We start from the raw sequence: 18,910 nt of genomic DNA on the forward strand, positions 1-18,910 counted from the left end.
TCAGGCTGAAGACTTTTCGTCACATACAGACGAAAAGTCTTCGCCCTGATTTGTGGGCACCTGCACCGCCAACTGGTCAGCGACGGCTGGGCAGGACGGGCAGCTCTGCATCTGTCCCTGCCAGCCGAGCTTTCGAAGCAGCACAGCCAGCTTGGCGGCTGTGCTGCATGGCCGTACATAGGCCTGGCCCCAACCCAGCCGGAGAGTGCTGCGATCCGTGAGGGCTGCGTCGAGATCGCGCTCAAGACCGGCATCGCGCTCTGCAGACGTCGAGTGGCCGATCCGGCCGTCGAGCTCGATGATCAGACCGAGCTCCGGCAGCTCAGCATCGCGATTGACAACTGCTCGTGACTGCCCGGTCCGCGCAGTCACGTCACGAATCTGGCGCTGCGCAGAGGGCAGTCCGTGTGCTCGCTCGACGCGGCGGAGGTACTCGATCTCGAGGACCGACGCCGCCCCGGCTGCTGTGTCGGCGAGGACACCGATGATGAGATGGCGCCGCCGGAGCCGCTTGCGGGACTCCGCCGCCTTCAGCATGCCCTGTGCGGTCGTGCGACGTGAGCGGATGGCGTCGCTGAGAACGCCGATCGACGCCATGTCGGTCGGTGCTGCGGCGGCCGCGTCGATGGCTGCATGCTCGATCCGGACCCGCGGAGGCGAGAGCTGCTGGTGGACGATCGAGGCGTAGGACTCGCGTCGCTCCACCTCCACGCCGGGCTGGCTGCGAACATCCCGGTCAGCGGCGACGATCACCCGGATCGGTCCATCGTCGGAGTAGTCGCGTCGCCCGGGGCCGTCAGCCGCCCGCAACGCCGACGTGCCCGCCAACGCCGACGGTGCGGCGTACAGCGTTGCTGCCCAGGCCCGCTGCCTCCACGTGGGGGTGCCGGTGTGGTTCAGATAGACGCCCGGCTGGATGATCACCCACTCGCGACGGCGCAGCCGCCGTCGGATCGTGGCATCGGATTCGCCGTGGAGGTCGATCACCTGACGGCGCGCGACCACGCCATCCTGCAGATCGAGGAGGTCTTCGAGCGGAGTCAACGTGCGCATGTGGCAACGGTGCGCGCGGAGCGACTCGGCCGCCACCACGCCTCAGACACCCTGTGGAGAACTCGCCGACGATTGGCGCGAAGACTCTTTGTCGCATGCTGACGAAGAGTCTTCGGCCTGATTCGTGGACCGGTGTGGGGCTACTCCAGGTCCATCATCGGAGCGCTGCCGGGACCGTGCTCGGGCTGCAGAGCAGGCTCGCTCTCCTCAGCCATCTGAAGCTCGGTGTCGTGGTGGACGTCGGGTAGGTGCTTGGGGTCGGACATGCTCATCAACTCCTTCATCTCCCAGTGAACTCCGCTCGGCGGCGCCGCACCAGAGGCGCGCGGGCTCAGAAGCCGAAGGTCAGGTACTTCTCGTGGGTGCCGAGTGATGCCAGCGCGTGACGCTCGTGCGGCACCACGGTTGACGGAAGCGCGGAGAGTGCACACCAACGCAGCTCGGCGCACTTGTCGGGCTCGACGATCCGCGGCGCGCCCACCCAGGAACGCGCGGTGAAGAAGAAGTCGATCCGTTCGTCGATCGGATCGGCGTGCGCGGTGCGCTGCATCGAGAACTCGAGGTGCAGGTCGAGGTCGGTCACGCCGAGCTCCTCGAGCGCCTCGCGCCGGGCCGCGTCGTACGCCGTTTCGCCGCGCTCGACGTGGCCGGCTGCGGCTGCCGCCCAGTGGTTGTCCATGTAGCCGGTGTTCTGTCGGTACTGCAGGAGTACCTCGGGCCCGGTCACCCCGTCGCGCAGGAGGAAGACGTAGGAGGCGGGCACGACCACGAAGCGTTCGGTCATGCCCGCCACCCTAGGGCGTCGACTGCGGGATCACTGCGGCCGGGTTGACCCGTGCTCGGTCGCGTAGCCCGGCTGCGTCTCGGGCTCGGCCGGCGCGTAGCCCGGCTCTCCACCGGGAGCGGGGTCGGTGGGTACGGCGCCGGGAGCGGGGTCGGTGGGTACGGCGCCGGGCTCGGTGGGCGCGGGAGCAGTGCCCGGGTCGGCCGGCGGATATGCCGGCTCGGTGCCCGGCTGACCTCCGCCCGGGACCGGCTCGGCCGGGCTGTCCGGGAACGCCGGCTCCGCCGGAGGAGCGGTGCCCTCGGGCTGCGCCGGTGCTTCCGCGGAGCCGGTCGGGTCCGGGGCAGGAGCCTCGGCCTGCGGCTCGGCGGGCGCTTCGCCAGTCGGCTCGGCCGGAGCCTCGCTTGTCGGCTCGGCGTGTGGGTCAGCGCCGATGTCGTCGTTCTGCCCGTCCAGCCCGTCGAGCGCGTCCTGGACCTTGCCTACCCCCGTCTGGATCTGCTCGGAGTACTTACCGTCGGTCTTGTCGTCGATGAACTCGCCGACCTTCTCGACTGCTTCGCCGATCTGGTTGCCGAACTTGTCGACGGCGCCAGCTGCCGTCCCCTGAATGTCAGTCATGAACTCTCCCGAGATGGAGGGTGCGGCCGGGCTGGTCCCAGCCGTCGCGTCCATTCAACCCATTTGGCCGAACGAACTCTCAACCGGCGATCTCCAGTTCTTCAGGGTTTCTCAGGACGCAGAACGGCCCCCGGACCACGAGGGTCTGGGGGCCGTCCTGCAGATTCGTGTGGATCAGGCGTAGGTCACGCCTGGTCGTTGATGCCGAGGGCGTCCTTGGCCTTGTCGGCGATCAGGTCGCCCTTGTCGCCGAGCTTGCCGCCGGTCTTTTCGTCCACGAAGTCGACCGCCTTGTCGATGGCGTCGCCGACCTTGTCGCCGTGCTCGCCGACCGCGTTCTCAGCCTGGCCCTTGATGTCGTCGAGGAAACCCATGATTGCCCGTCCTGTGGTTGGAGAAGTCGCTGCACCGAATTGCAGTGACCTGTTCGTTTGGAACACTAACCCCATGCCGGCAGATCTGACCCCAACCGAACTGCCGGATCTGCCTCCCGTCATTGCCGTCGTCGGACCGACCGCCGCGGGCAAGACCGCACTCTCGCTCGACCTTGCGGAGCGGCTCGGCGGCGAGATCGTCAACACCGACGCGATGCAGGTCTACCGGGGCATGGACATCGGCACAGCCAAGCTGCCGTTCGACGAGCGCAGGGGCATCCCGCACCATCTCCTCGACTTCCTCGAGATCGACCAGGTCGCCAGCGTCGCTGAGTTCCAGCGGCTCGCACGCCTCACGATCGACGAGCTCCGGGCTGCCGGGAAGGTGCCGGTCCTGGTCGGCGGGTCCGCGCTCTACACCCGCGCCGTGCTCGACAGGTTCGAGTTCCCCGGCACGGATCCCGCCGTACGACGCCGGCTCGAGGACGAGCTCGCGGCAGCCGGTTCCGGCGTACTCCATGCACGGCTGGAGGCTGCAGATCCGAAGGCGGCCGCCGGCATCCTGGCCTCCAACGGCAGGCGGATCGTCCGCGCGCTCGAGGTGATCGAGCTGACGGGGCGGCCCTACAGCGCGAGCCTGCCGGTGCTGGAGTACGCGGTCGAGGGCGCGCACCAGATCGGCGTACGGATCGATCGCCCGACCCTCGACGCGCGCATCGCGCAGCGCGTGGAGCTGATGTTCGAGGCGGGCTTCGTCGCGGAGGTCGAGGCACTCGTGGCGCGAGGCCTGAAGGACACCGTGACCGCCCGTCGTGCGATCGGCTACCCCGAGGTCATGGCGCTGCTCGCGGGCGAGCTGACCGAGGCCGAGGCGCGCGAGAAGATCGCGACCGCTACTCGTAGGTTTGCGCGCAGGCAGGACGGCTGGTTCGTCAAGGATCCGCGGGTGACCTGGCTCGAGTGGGACGCCCCCGACCTCGTCGACCAGGCCGTCGCCCTGCTCTGACGTTCCCCTCACTCTCCCCGCCGAGAGGTCAGGTTTGGTGCGCCGAAAGGTCAATTCTGGTCCGCCGAACCGTCGGTTTTGGCCCGCCGAGATGGCAGGTTTGGACCATGGCGACGCAGTTCTACACCGGCTCCAGCCTCGACGGCTTCATCGCGACCCCGGAGCACGATCTCGGCTGGCTGACCTCACGTGACATCGACCCGGCGGGGCCGATGCATTACGAAGCGTTCGCGGAGGACGTGGGGGCGCTGGTGATGGGCGCCTCCACCTACCAGTGGATGCTCGACCACCTCGGCGAGATGGGCGACCGCTGGCCCTACGAGCAGCCGACCTGGGTCTTCACGCACCGTAAGTTCCCGGAGCCGCCCGGTGACATCCGTTTCGCGAGCGGCTCGGTCGCCGCGGTGCACGCCGACGCAGTGGCCGCAGCGGGGGAGAAGCACGTCTGGCTCGTCGGCGGCGGCGACCTCGTCGGCCAGTTCGCCGATGCCGGGCTGCTCGACGAGATCTGGGTGCAGTTCGCCCCGGTCACCCTGGGTGCCGGCGCTCCGCTGCTGCCGAGGCACCTCGAGCTGGAGCTGAAGGAGGTCGCGCGCAACCGCGACTTCGTCTGCGCGAGGTACGACGTCGTGCGCTGAGAAGATCTACCGCGCGTGATCGGTGGTGGGACAATGAACTCGTGAGCGCTTACCCCTTCCTCAAGGGACACGGCACGGAGAACGATTTCGTGCTGCTGCCCGACCACGACGGTTCGATCCACGGTGATCTGACCGAAGAGCGGGTGCGCGCCCTCTGCGACCGGCGGGCCGGGATCGGTGGTGACGGTGTGATGCGGGTGATCCGCACCCAGGCGCTCGCCGAGTTCGACCAGGCGGTCCTCGAGCTGCACGAGCCTGACCCCGAGTGGTTCATGGACTACCGCAACTCCGACGGCTCGCTGTCGGAGATGTGCGGCAACGGGATCCGCGTCTTCGCGCGCCACCTGGCCGAGTCCGGCCTGATCGACACCAGCGGCCCGGTTGCGATCGGCACGCGCGCCGGCATCCGCACCGTCACCTTCTCCGACGCGGGCGAGATCACCGTCGACATGGGCCGTCCCGTCCTGGGGCGCGATTCCGAGGTCGCGGTCCCGCCGCTGGCCTGGAAGGCAACCAACATCGACATGGGCAACCCCCACGCGGTCGCGTTCGTGGAGAGCCTCGACCAGGCCGGCACGCTCCTGGAGGAGCCGGACTACGACCACGCGGTCTACCCCGAGGGCGTCAACGTCGAGTTCGTCGTACGCCGCGGGTCCCAGCACGTCGCGATGCGGGTGCACGAGCGCGGCTCCGGCGAGACCCGCTCCTGCGGCACGGGCGCCTGCGCCGTGATGGTGGCCAGCGCGATCAAGGACCGGTATGCCCCGGCCGGGTCCACGCCGGCCGGAGACGTGACCTACCGCGTCGACGTACCCGGTGGCGAGCTGTCGATCACCTGGACCCGCACCGACCGCGTGCTGCTCACCGGCCCGGCCGTGATGGTCGCCGAAGGCATCACGGACCTCTGACGGCTCGGCGCGCCAAACCTGACCTCTCGCGCCACCAAACCTGACCTCTCGGCGGTCAGTGGAGGTGCTGTGTCGACGGCTGGACATCCGCTGGCCACGTCCTGAACGCACGAGTTTGTGCGAGCCGTCGACTGCGGTTGGGCGACACGACACCTCGGCACGGGCTGTTGGTCACACCCGCTCAGCAGTGTCCGGGGCATGGTGCAGATCAGCCGCCGCACCGCCCTCTTCGCGGGCGTCGGTGGAGGAGTCGTCCCGGGGGCACTCGGGGTCAGCGGGTTCGTTCGACCGCAGGCGCCTCGTCGCATCGAGCTGCCGGTCGGCGTCCGCTCCGGCGACGTCACCACCGACTCGGCAGTGCTCTGGAGCGCGGCATCCAGCGCTGGTGAGCTACGGGTCCGACTCACCAGCAACGGCCGGCGGCTCCGCTCCGTCCGCGGTGCGTACGCCGATGAGCAGACCGACTTCACCGCGCGCCACACGTTGCGCGGGCTGGCGCCTGGCCGGGAGTACGAAGCCACGATGTGGTTCGAGGACTCTGCGGGCAAGCGCGGCGAGGAGCAGACGCTGCGGTTCTCCACCGCTCCGATCCATCCCGCCCCGACGAGCCTGGTCTGGTCGGGAGACGTCTGTGGCCAGGGCTGGGGGATCAACGACGAGCTCGGCGGGATGACGTCGTACCAGGCGATGCTCGACGTCGAGCCCGACCTGTTCCTGCACTGCGGCGACACGATCTATGCCGACGAGCCGATCGAGAAGCGCGCCCTGGAGCCGGACTTCAAGCACCTGTGGCGCAGCCGGGTCGCGTTCGGTGTGGACCACGTTGCCGAGACGCTGGCCGACTTCCGCGGGCGGCACCGCTACAACCTGCTCGACGACAACGTACGCCGCTTCCACCAGGCAGTGCCGATGGTGGCGCAGTGGGACGACCACGAGACGACCAACAACTGGTGGCCCGGGCACACGGTCGAGGACCCGGCGTACGAGCTGGAGAAGAGCTGCGATGTCCTGGCTGCGCGGGCCCGGCGGGCGTGGCAGGAGTACCAGCCGATCGCGCTCGACCACCTCAACGGGCGGGGGACGACCGGTTTCGCCGAGGCCCTGATCTACCGGAAGGTGTCGCGCGGCGCGCACCTCGACGTGTTCTGCCTGGACCAGCGCAGCTACCGGGGGCCGAACAACGTCCCGGAGGGCGAGCCGGAGCAGGGGCTGATGGGGGAGGCGCAGACCGACTGGCTGATTCGCGAGGTCTCTCGGTCGAAGGCCACGTGGAAGGTGATCAGCGCCGACCAGCCGCTCTCCATCAACGCCCGTCTCCACGACGACCGGGACAGCTACGCCAACCACCTCGATCGTGAGCCCCGTGGGCGCGAGGCAGAGCTGGCCCGGGTGCTGTCTGCGTTCAAGGCCAACGGGGTGAAGAACGTCGTGTGGGTGACGGCGGACGTCCACTACACGGCCGCGCACCACTACGACCCCTCCCGCGCGGCGTACACCGACTTCGATCCGTTCTGGGAGTTCGTCTCCGGCCCGCTCCACGGGAGCACGTTCCCGGTGAAGGAGGTCGACAAGACGTTCGGCGCCAAGATCCACTACGCGCTCGGCGCGGAGACGAGGAACCCGAAGGGCGAGTCGCCGCGCGCCGGGAAGCAGTTCTTCGGGCAGATGCTGATCTCGCGCGAGGGAGCACTGACCGTCAACCTGCGCAAGGTCTCGGGCGAGGTCTTGTGGACGAAGGTGCTCGAGCCCGACAGATTGTGATGCTTGCCACATTCGCCCGAATTGGCGAGTATCACTTCCGTGGAGCGCGTGGGGTGCTCCCGACGAGCGGAGTCGGCATGAGCACGATCATCCTTCCCGAGGGCGCGAACGACACCGGTTTTGTCGCCCACCGCGGCAACCCCGACGACTACACGAACAAGGGGAAGCTGAAGAAGGAGGTCTACGAGGCCGAGATCGAGCACCTCCAGCAGCAGCTGGTCCAGCTGCAGTACTGGATCCAGAAGCAGGGGCTCAAGGTCCTGGTGATCTTCGAAGGCCGCGGCTCTGCGGGCAAGGGCGGCGTCATCAAGACGATCTCCGAGCGCACGTCGCCGCGCACCGTCCGCACCGTCGCGTTGCCGAAGCCGACCGAACGCGAGCGCACTCAGTGGTACTACCAGCGCTACATCGCGCACCTGCCGGCCGCCGGCGAGATGTGCCTGTTCGACCGGTCCTGGTACAACCGCTCGAACGTCGAGTGGGTGATGGACTTCTGCACTCCCGAGGAGCACCAGGAGTTCCTTCGGGCGACTCCGGAGTTCGAGCGGATGCTCGTGCGCAGCGGGATCATCGTGATCAAGTACTGGTTCTCGGTCTCCTACGAGGAGCAGCGCAAGCGGTTCGAGGCACGCAACGCCGAGCCGCTCAAGCGCTGGAAGCTGAGCGACATGGACCTCGCCGAGCACGAGCTCTACGTGCGCTACTCGATGGCGAAGGACACCACCTTCCAGTACACCGACACCAAGCAGGCGCCCTGGAACGTCGTACCTTCCGACGACAAGAAGACCGCCCGGCTCAACTGCATCAGCCACCTGCTCTCGCAGTTCGACTACGAGGACGCCGCGCCCGAAGAGGTGGTCCTGCCGACCATGCGCGACGAGACCTACATCCGTCCGCCGATGCACGAGCAGACCTTCGTCCCCCAGCTCTTCTGATCCCGAATGCGTTGACACGGCGCAACGTCGACGGGTAGGCCGTGTGACCGGGGTCGCGGCGAGGGTGTGACCGCGGTCGCGGCGAGGGGTGCTTGCTGGCAGCTAGCGTTCTACCTGTTCCGGCACACCGGAACGGCTCTTCGCGACACGCCTAATCCCGTCCGCGCGAAGAGGAAGCCAACCCGACGGACGGGAGCGGGGGACCCAGGTCTCCACCGGACGCGGCCAGCACCGCCGGCCACCTCCTGGGGTTGAGCCGGAGCAATCCGGCCGGGCACCTACCAGCCCGAACCCGACAGCTAACTTCGTCGGCGCGTGGAGGATCACCATGCGTATCCGCATGCTCACTGCTGCCATCGCCCTGACCGTCGCCCCCGTTGCCGCTGGTGTTGCGACCGCTGCCCCGTCCGACGCCGCCAGTGGCGCGACCTGGGACCGCCTTGCCCAGTGCGAGTCCGGCCAGCGCTGGCACATCAACACCGGCAACGGCTACTACGGGGGCCTGCAGATCAGCCGGCCCACGTGGAAGGCCTTCGGTGGCCCGCGCATCTCCGGCAACTACTGGCCGCACCGCGCCACGCGGCTCGAGCAGATCCGCGTCGCGGAGCGCATCAAGGAAGGCCAGGGCTGGGGCGCCTGGGGCTCCTGCTCCTACCGCATCGGCGTTCGCTGAAACTCGTTCGCCGAGTGCGGTCACGCGGCCTACTCTTGAAGGCGTATGAGTACTCCAGAGCGTTTTGACCTTGATGACGAGCTCGCCGCCACCCGTGGGTGGGACCCCGACGACGCCGACGACTCCGACGTGAGTTTCACGGAGTACGACGACGCGGACCCCGAGTTCGACGACTCCGTCGGTGCCGCCGACCTGGCGGCCCGCCACGCGTTGCGCCGTGTGGTCGGCCTGCGCACCGAGCTCGAGGACATCACCGAGGTCGAGTACCGCCAGCTCCGGCTGGAGCGGGTCGTCCTGGTCGGCGTCTGGACCGAGGGCACCGAGCGTGACGCCGAGAACGCGATGGCCGAGCTGGCGCTGCTCGCCGAGACGGCCGGCTCCGAGGTGCTCGACAACGTCTTCCAGCGGCGGCAGAAGCCCGACCCCGCGACGTACATCGGCCGCGGCAAGGTCGAGGCGGTCCACGAGATCGTGGACGCCACCGGCGCCGACACCGTGATCATGGACGGCGAGCTCGCGCCGTCACAGCTGAGGAACCTCGAGGACAAGATCGGGGTCAAGGTCGTCGACCGGACCGCGCTGATCCTCGACATCTTCGCCCAGCACGCGAAGTCGAAGGAGGGCCAGGCGCAGGTCGAGCTGGCCCAGCTGCAGTACATGAAGCAGCGCCTTCGTGGTTGGGGTGGCAACCTCTCGCGCCAGGCCGGTGGCCGGGTCGCGGGCGGTGAGGGCATCGGTGGCCGTGGCCCCGGTGAGACCAAGATCGAGACCGACCGCCGCCGCATCAACGACCGGATCGCCAAGCTCCGTCGCGAGCTGAAGGCCATGGTCGGCACCCGTGAGACCAAGCGGGCGACCCGCAAGCGCAACGCGATCCCCTCGGTCGCGATCGCCGGCTACACCAACGCCGGCAAGTCGAGCCTGATCAACCGGCTCACCAATGCCGGCGTGCTGGTCGAGGACTCGCTCTTCGCGACGCTCGACCCGACCACCCGGCGTACGACGACCAGTGACGGCCGCGAGTACACGATGTCCGACACCGTCGGCTTCGTCCGCCACCTGCCGCACCAGCTGGTCGAGGCGTTCCGCTCGACGCTGGAGGAGGTCGCCGACTCGGACCTGATCCTGCACGTCGTCGACGGTTCGCACCCCGACCCCGAGGGCCAGATCGCTGCTGTGCGCGAGGTGTTCGCCGAGATCGGCGCGACCGGTGTGCCCGAGCTGATCGTGATCAACAAGGCCGACATCGCCGACCCCATGGTGATCGCGCGGCTGCTGGCCCGTGAGCCGCACAGCGTGGTCGTGTCGGCGCAGACCGGCGAGGGCATCGAGGCCGCGCTCAAGATCATCGAGTCCGAGCTGCCGCGCCCCGGTGTGGAGTTCAACGTGCTGCTGCCCTACGAGCGGGGTGACCTGGTCGACCGCATCCACCGCGCGGGCGAGATCGCCTCGCTCGAGCACACGGGTGACGGCACGCTGGTCCGCGGACGGGCGCACGCCGACCTTGCGGATGAGCTCGCGCGCTACACCGTCATCTGACCCGGTGCCGCTGCGCTCGTGACAGCGGGGGATCAGTTCGGCCAAACGCCTGCGGGGACGCGGGCCTGACCGGACCATTGTCCGCGTGGGGAAGCTCGGCTCAGGTGGACACCGATGGCGTGCGTTCGTCGTGGCGCTGGTCGTCACCGGACTGCTCGTCGGCTTCCGCGTGTCCATCGCGTCCGGCTCCGCCGCCGAGGCACAGGACCGCTGCGCCCGCTTTGCCGCCGTGTCGAACGCGCGCGAGGCCGGCGTTGACGGCGCCTCGGGCCGGGCGGTGCTCGTGATCGGCGACTCCTGGTCGGTCGGTCTCGGTCTGGCCGACCCCTCCCGCTCGTGGCCCGCTCAGCTGAGCGGCGACCAGGTCCGCGTCGACGGCTTCTCAGGCTCCGGGTACGCCGCCACGGCAAGCCGCTGCGCGGGCGCGTCGTTCGCGCAGCGCGCCCGCCAGGCCGCCCGCCGCGACTACGACCTGGTGGTCGTCGAGGGCGGGCTCAACGACTTCGACCGGCCGTCCGCCGAGGTGCGCTCCGGCGTCCGGGCGGTGCTGGCCGCGTTCGAGGGGACCCCGGTCGTCCTGGTCGGGCCAGCCTCCGCGCCGGCCCGTCGCCGCGGCGTACCGAGGATTGATGCGCTGCTCGCCGCCGAGGCCGCGCGTGCGGGCGCGCGCTACGTGTCCACGAAGGACCTCGCGCTGGCCTACCTGCCCGACCGGCTGCACCTGACGCCCGAGGGTCATCAACAGTTCGGCGAGTTCGTCGCGACAGCGATCGCGCGCCGCCCATGACGTCGGTCGCTGCCGCTCCCCGTCTGCTCCGCATAGGCTCACGGCCATGAAGCTCAAGCAGGCGGCGTCCTGGCACGCGGGGGTGCTGGCGGTCCTTGCGATCCTGGCGACGGTGGCGGGCATCCTGTGGCCTGTCGGGGAGTACGCCACCTACGGTTTCGACGACGGCGGTGCCGATCCGGTCCGCATCACCGCGTATGACGTCGACCTGACCGTTCACGAGGACGGGTCGCTCGATGCGGTCGAGACGATCACGACGCAGTTCCCTGAGGGGCGCCACGGCATCTTCCGGTTCTTCGACGTTGCGGATGCGGGCACCGACGGGCGCATCGTTCCGAAGGACATGCAGATCACGCTCGACGGCTCTGACGTGCCGGTCGACATGTCGTGGGAGCGGGGAAAGCGCTATCGCGTCGCCAAGATCGGTGATCCGTCCGACTTCGTCGCGGCGGGCGCCCACACCTATCGGATCGCGTGGTCCGTCGACGGCGTCCTGACGTCGGCGGGCACCTCGGGTCAGGGCAGCTGGGCCGGCGACGACGACCGGTCGGTGTTCAGCTGGGACGTCGTGCCCGGCGGCTGGCAGATGGCGATCGACGGCGCGACCGCTCAGGTCCATCTCCCGGCGCGGCCCGAGCTGCCGCAGTGTGTCGGTGGGACCAGCTGTGCGGTGTCCGTCGACGGCAGGACGGTCAACCTGACGATCGGCGCGCTGGCACCGCACACTCCGGTCAGCGTGCGCGCTGCCCTCGACATCCCCACCCCGGACCGGGCTTCGGTGCCCTGGCCCGTCGCCCTGGACGCGGTCCTCGGGCGCAACGTCTTCGTGGTCGCCGGGCTGGGCGTGCTCGGTGTCTTCGCGCTGCTGCTCGGCTGGTGGGCCGCCGGGCGCACCCGCGAGAAGACGCCTGGCTTCCCGGTGATGTACGAGCCGCCGGCAGGCCTGGGCCCGGTCCAGGTCGCCTACATCTCGAAGGAGACCGTGCCGTCCAACGCGGTCAGCGCGACCCTGCTGGACCTCGCCGAGCGCGGCCTGGTCAAGCTCGCGCCGCTGGACGTGTCCGACCCGTCGGCCGGATGGACCGTGACCGGTGCTGCGGAGCGTGAGGCATGGTCGGGGCTGGACCCCGTGGCCCGCGCCGTCGGCTCCTCGCTCGGGCTGGACGTCGTCGGCGGCCAGTTCGTCTCGGCGAAGTCCAAGGACGTGGGCAAGACCCTCGTCGACCTCAACAGCTCCGTCGCCAGGGCCGCGAAGTCCTGGGGCCTCGAGAGCGGGCTGCTCACGAACACTCCCGGCGTCATGATCCTGCGGGTGCTGATGGGGCTGTGCGTGCTCGTGGCCGGTCTGCTGATCTGGTTCAACCCGTTCGGCCTGACCCTGCTGGCGCTGCCGGCCGCGGCGTTCGTGATCGGTGCCGTCGGCGTCGCGCAACCCGCATCGACGACGCACCGCACTCCGGCCGGACGCGAGATGTGGTCGCGCGCGGGTGGCTTCCGCCGCCTGCTCGCGACGCAGAGCGCCGAGACCCGGTTCGACTTCAGCGCCCGCAAGGAGCTCTACACCGCCTTCATCCCGTACGCCGTCGCGCTGGGCTGCGCGGAGCAGTGGGCCCGGAAGTACGAAGCGGAGACCGGCACGCCGGCGCCCGTTCCGGGGTGGTACCCGATCCCGATCGGCACCTCGTCGTACTCGTCCGTGGGGAACCCGCTCGCCAGCTTCGAGTCCTCGCTGAGCTCCGCGATCGGCGCCTACCAGGCAACGCAGACCAGCAGCAGCGGAGGTGGCGGCTTCAGTGGAGGCGGCGGCTTCGGCGGCGGTGGTGGCGGCTCCTGGTGAGCCTCTCCATACTGAATCCAACCACCCGAGGGGGAAACGCATGTTGATCGTCCTGATCGTCCTGGCCGTCGTCGTCGTCCTGCTGGTCGCGTTCTTCGTGATCGGCTTCAACAAGCTCCGCACGCAGAACGTCGGTGTCGACGAGGCGCTCGGCGGCATCGACGTCCAGCTGACCCGTCGTGCCGACCTGATCCCCAACCTGGTGAACACGGTCAAGGGCTACGCGCAGCACGAGAAGGGCGTCTTCGAGGAGGTCACCGCGGCGCGCGCCGGCGTGACCGCCGCGGCGAAGGACGGCTCCGTCACCGAGAAGGCGGCCGCTGAGGCGCGCCTCGACAAGGCGATCGTCAACGTGCTCGCCGTGGCCGAGGCCTACCCGGACCTGAAGGCATCGGCCAACTTCATGGAGCTGCAGAAGCAGCTCGCCGACACCGAGAACCAGGTCTCGTTCGCGCGCCAGTTCTACAACGACGCTGCCGCGCAGCTGAACACCTCGATCGCGACGATCCCGTGGATGTTCTTCGCGGGTGTCACCGGTGTCTCGAAGCGTGACTTCTACGACGCGCCCGAGGGCCAGGAGACCGCGCCGACCGTCGAGTTCTGACGCATGGTTGCGGTGTTGGTGGGTACCTCGCTCGCATGACCACCAACACGTCCTGACGGAGTGCGTCGAACGCGGCTGATCCGCGCGCGACTGCGTGCGTGGGGCATCCCTCCTGTCCGTGTGCCCGCTCCTGTGCATGGGCGGTCGGGGGTGCTGCCGTGGCGGCAGTAGGGTTTGCGGGTGCCAGATCCGACTCCCTCCCGTGTGCGTGAGGTCCTTGCGCAGGCGGTCGAGGCGCTCGGCGGCCAGGAGCGCTCCGGACAGGTCGAGATGGCCGAGGCCGTCGCCAACGCGATGGAGTCCGAGACCCACCTGCTCGTGCAGGCCGGCACCGGCACCGGAAAGTCGCTGGCCTACCTCGTCCCGTCGCTGCTGCACCGCAACCGGGTTGTCATCGCCACCGCCACGCTCGCCCTGCAGCACCAGCTGGTCGAGCGTGACATCCCGCGCCTGATGACGGCCATCGGCGGTCAGAAGGGGATCGACGCGTCGTACGCCGTGTTGAAGGGCCGCTCCAACTACGCCTGCCTCCACCGCATCCGTGAGGGGGTGCCGGACGACCAGGGTGCTCTGGTCGAGATGCCGCTCGGGTCGCTCGGCGAGCAGGTGCTCGAGCTCCGGGAGTGGGCCGAGTCCGAGGCAACGAGCGGCGCGACCGGCGAGCGCGACAACGCGCCGCGGCACACCGAGCGCGTCTGGCGGCAGGTCTCGGTCAGTGCCCGCGAGTGCCTCGGCAAGACCAAGTGCGCGTTCGGCGAGGAGTGCTTCGCGGAGCGGGCGAAGGAGAAGGCGGCCAAGTCGTCTCTCGTGATCACCAACCACTCGCTGCTCGCCATCGACGCCATCGAGGGCATCCCGATGATCCCGGAGTACGACGCGGTGGTCATCGATGAGGCGCACGAGCTCGTCGCCCGGGTCACCCAGGCAGCCACGGACGAGCTCTCTGCCACCGACATCGAGCGCGCGGGGCGCCGCGCGCTGCGCCAGGTCTCCGAGGACAACTCGGCCGAGGACCTGATGGATGCCGGCGAGGCCCTGTCAGATGCGCTGGCCGAGCTCGAGCCGGGGCGGATCGACCGCATGCCGCAGGAGCTGTCGGATGCCCTCGTGCTCGTGCGCGACGCGGCTCGGGCGTGTGTGGCCGCCTTCCCCAAGGAGAAGGAGTCCGAGGCTGACGCGGCACGCACCCAGGCCAAGGCGATGGTCTCCGATGTCTTCGCGGTGGCCGAGCGCATGGCTGCTTCGCTGGAGTCAGACGTGCTGTGGCGCAACGACCGCGATGCCCAGCGCGGCGGCCCCCAGCTGTGTGTCGCGCCGCTCCAGGTGTGGGGGCAGATGCGCGACAAGCTGCTTGCGGACAAGACCGTCGTCTTCACCAGCGCGACGCTGATGCTGGGTGGCGACTTCGGTGTCGTGGCGTCCTCGGTCGGGCTCAAGCCGACCGAGCGGCTGGTCCCTGATGGTCCGTCGATCGCGCGGACCGAGACGGTGCTCCCGTGGCGCGGCATCGACGTCGGATCACCGTTCGACTATGCCAAGCAGGGCATCCTCTACGTCGCGAAGCACCTGCCGCCGCCGGGTCGTGACGGACTCGGCCCGGCCCAGCTCGACGAGATCGTCTCCCTGGTCGACGCGGCCGACGGGCGCACCCTGGGGCTGTTCTCCTCGCGTCGCGCCGCCGATGCTGCGGCGGAGGCGGTCCGCGAGCGGCTTCCCCACCTGACCACGCTGGCCCAGGGTGACGCGCAGCTGCCCGAGCTCGCGAAGCAGTTCGTCGAGGATCCGCACACGGTCCTGTTCGGCACCCTGTCGCTGTGGCAGGGCCTCGACGTCCCGGGCGACACCTGCACGCTGGTGATGATCGACCGGATCCCGTTCCCACGCCCCGACGACCCGCTGATGAGCGCGCGCCAGCGGGCTGCCGACAAGGCTGGCGTCAACGGTTTCATGTCGGTGGCCGCCACCCACGCCGCGCTGCTGCTGGCCCAGGGCGCCGGCCGCCTGATCCGCACCTCCACCGACCGCGGCATCGTGGCCGTCCTGGATCCGCGCCTCGCCACCGCCCGCTACGGCGGCTTCCTGCGGGCATCGCTCCCACCCATGTGGCCGACCTCCGACGGGGAGATGGTCCGCGGCGCCCTCAAGCGCCTCTCCGGCCGCTGACCCGTCGAGACGGCGCAAGGTGGGCGTCGAGACGGCGCAAGGTGGGCGTCGAGACGTCTCGACTTCGAGGTGGGGGCCCAAGTTGCGCCGTGTCGACCTCGAAGTCGGGCCGTGTCGACGGGGAGGAGTGGGGTCAGAGGCGGGCGGCGCCGTCCCAGCCGCCGGTCGGCGAGGCGACGCCGAAGAACTTCGCCACCGTCGGCGCGACGTCGATCGTGCTCACCAGCGTCGACCTGGTCGTCGACTTCGGCACCATCGGGCTACCTCCGGAGAGGAAGAACGGGATCGGGTACGTCGCCGGGTGGCCGTGGTTGCCGGGGATCGGGTTGGACAGGACGTTCGGATCGCTGAAGCGCCAGCCCGCCTTGCACCAGACCAGCACGTCCCCAGCCTCCGCGCCGAGCTTGAGCGACGGCGTACCTGCGACGTCGTGGGCCTCGAGCACGCCCGGCTGGGCGAGGGCGATGGCGCGCATCTTCGCGATCGCGGTGGTGCGGTCGCCGGCGGCACCGGTCCAGTAGAGGAGGTCCGCGCCACCGTTGCCGGCGATCTGGACGTTGCCCTTGAGCAGCGGGTCCGCGTCCAGCTTTCCCTGAAGCGAGATGAGCTGGGTCGGCAGCGACCAGTCCATCGAGTGGTCCGCGATGAAGAGGACCAGCGAGTCGGCCCACCGGCCGGTGTCCTGCAGGTGGGTGATGAACCGCTTCACCTGGGCGTCGGTGTCCAGCAGCGCCAGGGTTCGTGCCGCGTGGAGCGTGGTGCCGGTGATGTCGACGTGCCCGAAGCGGTCGATGTCGCCGAGGTTGACGAACATGAAGTCCGGGTCGAACGAGTCCACCATCGTGATGGCCGCGTCGATCGTCGCGACATCGGGAGCGTGGCCGGACACCGGGATGATGGGGCCGGGCTTCCACTGGTACGACGCACGGGTGCCGAAGATTCCGTAGAGGTACTCCTTCGACAGCACCGTGCCGGTCTTCCTGCCGGCCGCGTTGAGCTGCTCGATGACCGTCGTCGCGCGCAGGTCCGCCGGCTGGTCCATCGTCCGCACGGCACCGGCCGCGCGGTCGAAGAACGTGTTGGCCGGGACGCCGGAGCGGCTCGGGCGGACGCCGGTCATCATCATGCAGTGGTTGGGGATCGTCTCCATGACCGGATTCGACGTGGCACGCGGGTAGTGCGTGCCCGCGGCGCGCAGGCTCGCGACGTACGGCATGCTGCCGCCGCCGATCTCTTCTGGCCGGCACCCGTCGAGTACGACGACGTAGGCCCGCTTCTTGGCGGCGGCTGCTGCGGAGGCCGGTGCGGCACCGAGGGCCGCGAGTGCGCCGGTGAAGGTGACGACGGCACCGCCGACACCCATGACCTCACGCACGGTGTGCGATGCGGGGAGCGCACGCTCGAAGGCGTTGCTGGGCAGGTTGCACATCAGGCGTTCACCGGCTTCGCGACGGGGCGGACCTTGTTCTCGCCCGCCCGGGTCTCGTACGACGCGGTCCACGCGATGCCGGTGGCCTTGTCGGCGCGGTCACCGATGACGAACCAGTCCATCTGTGCCCGCGCGGGGGTCAGGTCGAGCACGGAGAACCCGTGGTCGTCGAAGTTGAGGTACTTGATGTGCAGGTTGTTGGCCTTGATGGCCTCCTCGACGACGATGCTCGCGCTGCGCGAGGGCGCCCCGGTGATGTCCTTGAGGTTGTTCGACGTCACCGAGGTGCACACGAACTCGACCGCGGCGCTGTCGCCGGTGACGGGGTAGAGCGCCGGGTCGTGGGGCACATCCGCCGCCCAACCCGAGTGGATGTCGCCGGTGAGGAACAGCGTGTCGCGGACGCCCTGGTCGCGGATGTGCGAGATGAGCTCGCGCCGGTCGTCGGTGTACCCGTCCCACTGATCGGTGTTGTAGGGCATGCCGTCGCGCGGCAGGATCCCGGTGATGTCGGCGACCGGGTCGGTCAGGTCGTTCGGCAGCGCACCGAGGTCGACGGGCGCGATCATCACCGGGTTCCCGACGAGCTTCCACTGCGCACGCCCGGTCTCCAGCGAGCCCTTCAGCCAGTCGAGCTGTGCGCGGCCGGTGATGGTGCGCGCAGGGTCGCTGACCTCGCCCGTGGCGAGCAGACCGGTCGGGTCACTGGTGACACCGAGCAGGCCGGTGACCTGCCGGTCGCGGTACGTCCGCAGGTCGAGCATGCTCAGCTCGGCGAGCTGGCCGAAGGCGAGCCGACGGTAGATCTGCGTGCCGTCACCGAGAGCGGCGGTGCCGGAGAGGCGGATCGGCATCCACTCGTCGTACGCCTTCTGGGCGCTGGCGCGACGCGTCGCCCACGAGCCCTCGACGAGAGGCGTGTGGTTCTCCGCGCCGTCGCGCCAGGCGTCGTTGGTGACCTCGTGGTCGTCCCAGGTCGTGATGAACGCGTACTTCGCGTGCAGCGTCGCCAGATCGGCGTCCTGCTTGTACTGAGCGTGGCGCTGGCGGTAGTCGGCGAGCGTGACCATCTCGCGCGCCGGCGAGTGAGGCCGGATGTCGACCTCGTCCTTGCCGTAGCCGTACTGGCCGGGGCCGTACTCGTAGAGGTAGTCACCCAGGTGCAGGATCGCGTGCAGGTCCTCGCGCGCTGCGAGGTGGCGGTATGCCGAGAACCAGCCAGCCTGCAGGTTGGCGCAGCTCACGACACCGAGCCGCAGGTTCTCCACGCTGCTGCCAGCCGCGGGCGCCGTACGCGTGCGACCGACCGGGCTGCGCACGCCGCTGTAGCTGAACCGGAAGTAGTACGTCGTCGCGGCGGCGAGGCCGGTCGCGTCCACCTTGACCGTGTGGTCGCGGGCCGGGCTGGTCGACTGGTTGCCCGAGGCGACGATGGTCGTGAACGCGGCGTCGCGCGCGACCTGCCAGGTCACCGTGATCGACGGACCCACGCCGGAGCCGGGAAGGCTCGTCGCGGTCGGGGTGACGCGGGTCCAGAGGACGACCGCGCCGGGCAGCGGGTCACCGGAGGCGACGCCGTGCTGAAAGTAGGCGGACGTGGCGGCCGAGGCTGCACCAGTCGTGATGGCCGTGGTGGCGGCGACAGCAGCGGCTGTGGCCGCGGTGCCCTTGATCAGTGCGCGACGGCCGAGCTGGCCCGAGTTCGTGGGATTCACATCAGTTTGAACGGCGTCGCGGGGGATCGGTGACGGGTGCAGGTGTGTGAGCACGCCCCGTTCACCGAAGGTTCGCCCCGGCG

General features: G+C 69.5%; 18 protein-coding genes and 1 riboswitch. Of the genes, 11 read left to right on the plus strand and 7 right to left on the minus strand.

Annotated features, from left to right (window positions below):
- From D4739_RS09570 to D4739_RS09585, 5 genes are all read right to left on the minus strand, one after another.
- A complete protein-coding gene (locus D4739_RS09570; RefSeq protein WP_182920361.1) occupies positions 1-1,053 on the minus strand; it encodes a hypothetical protein in 1,053 nt (350 codons plus the stop codon).
- A gap of 140 nt (positions 1,054-1,193) precedes the next feature.
- Complete coding sequence (locus D4739_RS17360) at positions 1,194-1,319, minus strand: hypothetical protein (protein WP_274380485.1); 126 nt, start codon at positions 1,317-1,319, stop codon at positions 1,194-1,196.
- A gap of 65 nt (positions 1,320-1,384) precedes the next feature.
- A complete protein-coding gene (locus D4739_RS09575; protein WP_120060409.1) occupies positions 1,385-1,837 on the minus strand; it encodes an NUDIX domain-containing protein in 453 nt (150 codons plus the stop codon).
- Positions 1,838-1,867: 30 nt separating this feature from the next.
- Positions 1,868-2,458 (minus strand): antitoxin, encoded by a 591-nt coding sequence (locus tag D4739_RS09580; protein WP_182920362.1) that lies wholly within the window; start codon positions 2,456-2,458, stop codon positions 1,868-1,870.
- Between the two features lie 185 nt (positions 2,459-2,643).
- The gene (locus D4739_RS09585; RefSeq protein WP_120060411.1) at positions 2,644-2,832 is read right to left on the minus strand and encodes an antitoxin; all 189 of its coding nucleotides are present in this window, start codon (positions 2,830-2,832) and stop codon (positions 2,644-2,646) included.
- Between the two features lie 73 nt (positions 2,833-2,905).
- On the opposite strand from D4739_RS09585, the gene miaA reads away from it, so the two are divergent.
- From miaA to D4739_RS09640, 11 genes are all read left to right on the plus strand, one after another.
- Positions 2,906-3,838 carry a tRNA (adenosine(37)-N6)-dimethylallyltransferase MiaA gene (miaA, locus tag D4739_RS09590; protein ID WP_120060412.1) on the plus strand — a complete coding sequence of 311 codons (933 nt, stop codon included), beginning with the start codon at positions 2,906-2,908 and terminating at the stop codon, positions 3,836-3,838.
- Positions 3,839-3,945: 107 nt separating this feature from the next.
- Positions 3,946-4,476: a dihydrofolate reductase family protein gene (locus tag D4739_RS09595; protein ID WP_120060413.1), complete on the plus strand. Its 531-nt coding sequence runs from the start codon at positions 3,946-3,948 to the stop codon at positions 4,474-4,476.
- A gap of 41 nt (positions 4,477-4,517) precedes the next feature.
- A complete protein-coding gene (gene dapF / locus D4739_RS09600; RefSeq protein ID WP_120060414.1) occupies positions 4,518-5,384 on the plus strand; it encodes a diaminopimelate epimerase in 867 nt (288 codons plus the stop codon).
- A 198-nt stretch (positions 5,385-5,582) separates the two neighbouring features.
- The gene (locus D4739_RS09605) at positions 5,583-7,145 is read left to right on the plus strand and encodes an alkaline phosphatase D family protein (protein WP_120060415.1); all 1,563 of its coding nucleotides are present in this window, start codon (positions 5,583-5,585) and stop codon (positions 7,143-7,145) included.
- Between the two features lie 77 nt (positions 7,146-7,222).
- Positions 7,223-8,080: a polyphosphate kinase 2 gene (gene ppk2 / locus D4739_RS09610; RefSeq protein ID WP_120061833.1), complete on the plus strand. Its 858-nt coding sequence runs from the start codon at positions 7,223-7,225 to the stop codon at positions 8,078-8,080.
- Between the two features lie 138 nt (positions 8,081-8,218).
- A riboswitch (cyclic di-AMP (ydaO/yuaA leader) is annotated at positions 8,219-8,406 on the plus strand.
- Positions 8,407-8,408: 2 nt separating this feature from the next.
- A complete protein-coding gene (locus D4739_RS09615) occupies positions 8,409-8,753 on the plus strand; it encodes a transglycosylase family protein (protein WP_120060416.1) in 345 nt (114 codons plus the stop codon).
- A 45-nt stretch (positions 8,754-8,798) separates the two neighbouring features.
- On the plus strand, positions 8,799-10,292 hold the full coding sequence (gene hflX / locus D4739_RS09620; protein ID WP_120060417.1) for a GTPase HflX: 1,494 nt from the start codon (positions 8,799-8,801) through the stop codon (positions 10,290-10,292).
- An 85-nt stretch (positions 10,293-10,377) separates the two neighbouring features.
- On the plus strand, positions 10,378-11,079 hold the full coding sequence (locus D4739_RS09625) for an SGNH/GDSL hydrolase family protein (protein WP_182920363.1): 702 nt from the start codon (positions 10,378-10,380) through the stop codon (positions 11,077-11,079).
- Positions 11,080-11,125: 46 nt separating this feature from the next.
- Positions 11,126-12,916: a DUF2207 domain-containing protein gene (locus D4739_RS09630; RefSeq protein WP_120060419.1), complete on the plus strand. Its 1,791-nt coding sequence runs from the start codon at positions 11,126-11,128 to the stop codon at positions 12,914-12,916.
- Between the two features lie 40 nt (positions 12,917-12,956).
- Entirely contained in the window at positions 12,957-13,520 is a 564-nt protein-coding gene (locus tag D4739_RS09635) for a LemA family protein (protein ID WP_120060420.1), read from the plus strand.
- Positions 13,521-13,700: 180 nt separating this feature from the next.
- On the plus strand, positions 13,701-15,683 hold the full coding sequence (locus D4739_RS09640; protein WP_238473597.1) for an ATP-dependent DNA helicase: 1,983 nt from the start codon (positions 13,701-13,703) through the stop codon (positions 15,681-15,683).
- A 133-nt stretch (positions 15,684-15,816) separates the two neighbouring features.
- On the opposite strand, the gene D4739_RS09645 is transcribed toward D4739_RS09640, so the two are convergent.
- Both D4739_RS09645 and D4739_RS09650 read right to left on the minus strand, forming a co-directional pair.
- The gene (locus D4739_RS09645) at positions 15,817-17,112 is read right to left on the minus strand and encodes an alkaline phosphatase family protein (RefSeq protein WP_238473598.1); all 1,296 of its coding nucleotides are present in this window, start codon (positions 17,110-17,112) and stop codon (positions 15,817-15,819) included.
- A complete protein-coding gene (locus tag D4739_RS09650; protein WP_182920364.1) occupies positions 17,112-18,827 on the minus strand; it encodes an alkaline phosphatase D family protein in 1,716 nt (571 codons plus the stop codon). Before D4739_RS09650 ends, D4739_RS09645 begins: the two co-directional genes overlap by 1 nt.
- Positions 18,828-18,910 lie beyond the last annotated feature (83 nt).

The organism is Nocardioides cavernaquae (genome assembly GCF_003600895.1).
Taxonomy (GTDB): Bacteria; Actinomycetota; Actinomycetes; order Propionibacteriales; family Nocardioidaceae; genus Nocardioides; species Nocardioides cavernaquae.

Bases quoted from the DNA above. Each gene is read 5' to 3' on its own strand.
- D4739_RS09570 (WP_182920361.1), bottom strand. From the start codon at position 1,053: ATGCGCACGTTGACTCCGCTCGAAGACCTCCTCGATCTGCAGGATGGC.
- D4739_RS17360 (WP_274380485.1), bottom strand. From the start codon at position 1,319: ATGTCCGACCCCAAGCACCTACCCGACGTCCACCACGACACCGAGCTT.
- D4739_RS09575 (WP_120060409.1), bottom strand. From the start codon at position 1,837: ATGACCGAACGCTTCGTGGTCGTGCCCGCCTCCTACGTCTTCCTCCTG.
- D4739_RS09580 (WP_182920362.1), bottom strand. From the start codon at position 2,458: ATGACTGACATTCAGGGGACGGCAGCTGGCGCCGTCGACAAGTTCGGC.
- D4739_RS09585 (WP_120060411.1), bottom strand. From the start codon at position 2,832: ATGGGTTTCCTCGACGACATCAAGGGCCAGGCTGAGAACGCGGTCGGC.
- miaA (WP_120060412.1), top strand. From the start codon at position 2,906: ATGCCGGCAGATCTGACCCCAACCGAACTGCCGGATCTGCCTCCCGTC.
- D4739_RS09595 (WP_120060413.1), top strand. From the start codon at position 3,946: ATGGCGACGCAGTTCTACACCGGCTCCAGCCTCGACGGCTTCATCGCG.
- D4739_RS09605 (WP_120060415.1), top strand. From the start codon at position 5,583: ATGGTGCAGATCAGCCGCCGCACCGCCCTCTTCGCGGGCGTCGGTGGA.
- ppk2 (WP_120061833.1), top strand. From the start codon at position 7,223: ATGAGCACGATCATCCTTCCCGAGGGCGCGAACGACACCGGTTTTGTC.
- D4739_RS09615 (WP_120060416.1), top strand. From the start codon at position 8,409: ATGCGTATCCGCATGCTCACTGCTGCCATCGCCCTGACCGTCGCCCCC.
- hflX (WP_120060417.1), top strand. From the start codon at position 8,799: ATGAGTACTCCAGAGCGTTTTGACCTTGATGACGAGCTCGCCGCCACC.
- D4739_RS09630 (WP_120060419.1), top strand. From the start codon at position 11,126: ATGAAGCTCAAGCAGGCGGCGTCCTGGCACGCGGGGGTGCTGGCGGTC.
- D4739_RS09635 (WP_120060420.1), top strand. From the start codon at position 12,957: ATGTTGATCGTCCTGATCGTCCTGGCCGTCGTCGTCGTCCTGCTGGTC.
- D4739_RS09645 (WP_238473598.1), bottom strand. From the start codon at position 17,112: ATGTGCAACCTGCCCAGCAACGCCTTCGAGCGTGCGCTCCCCGCATCG.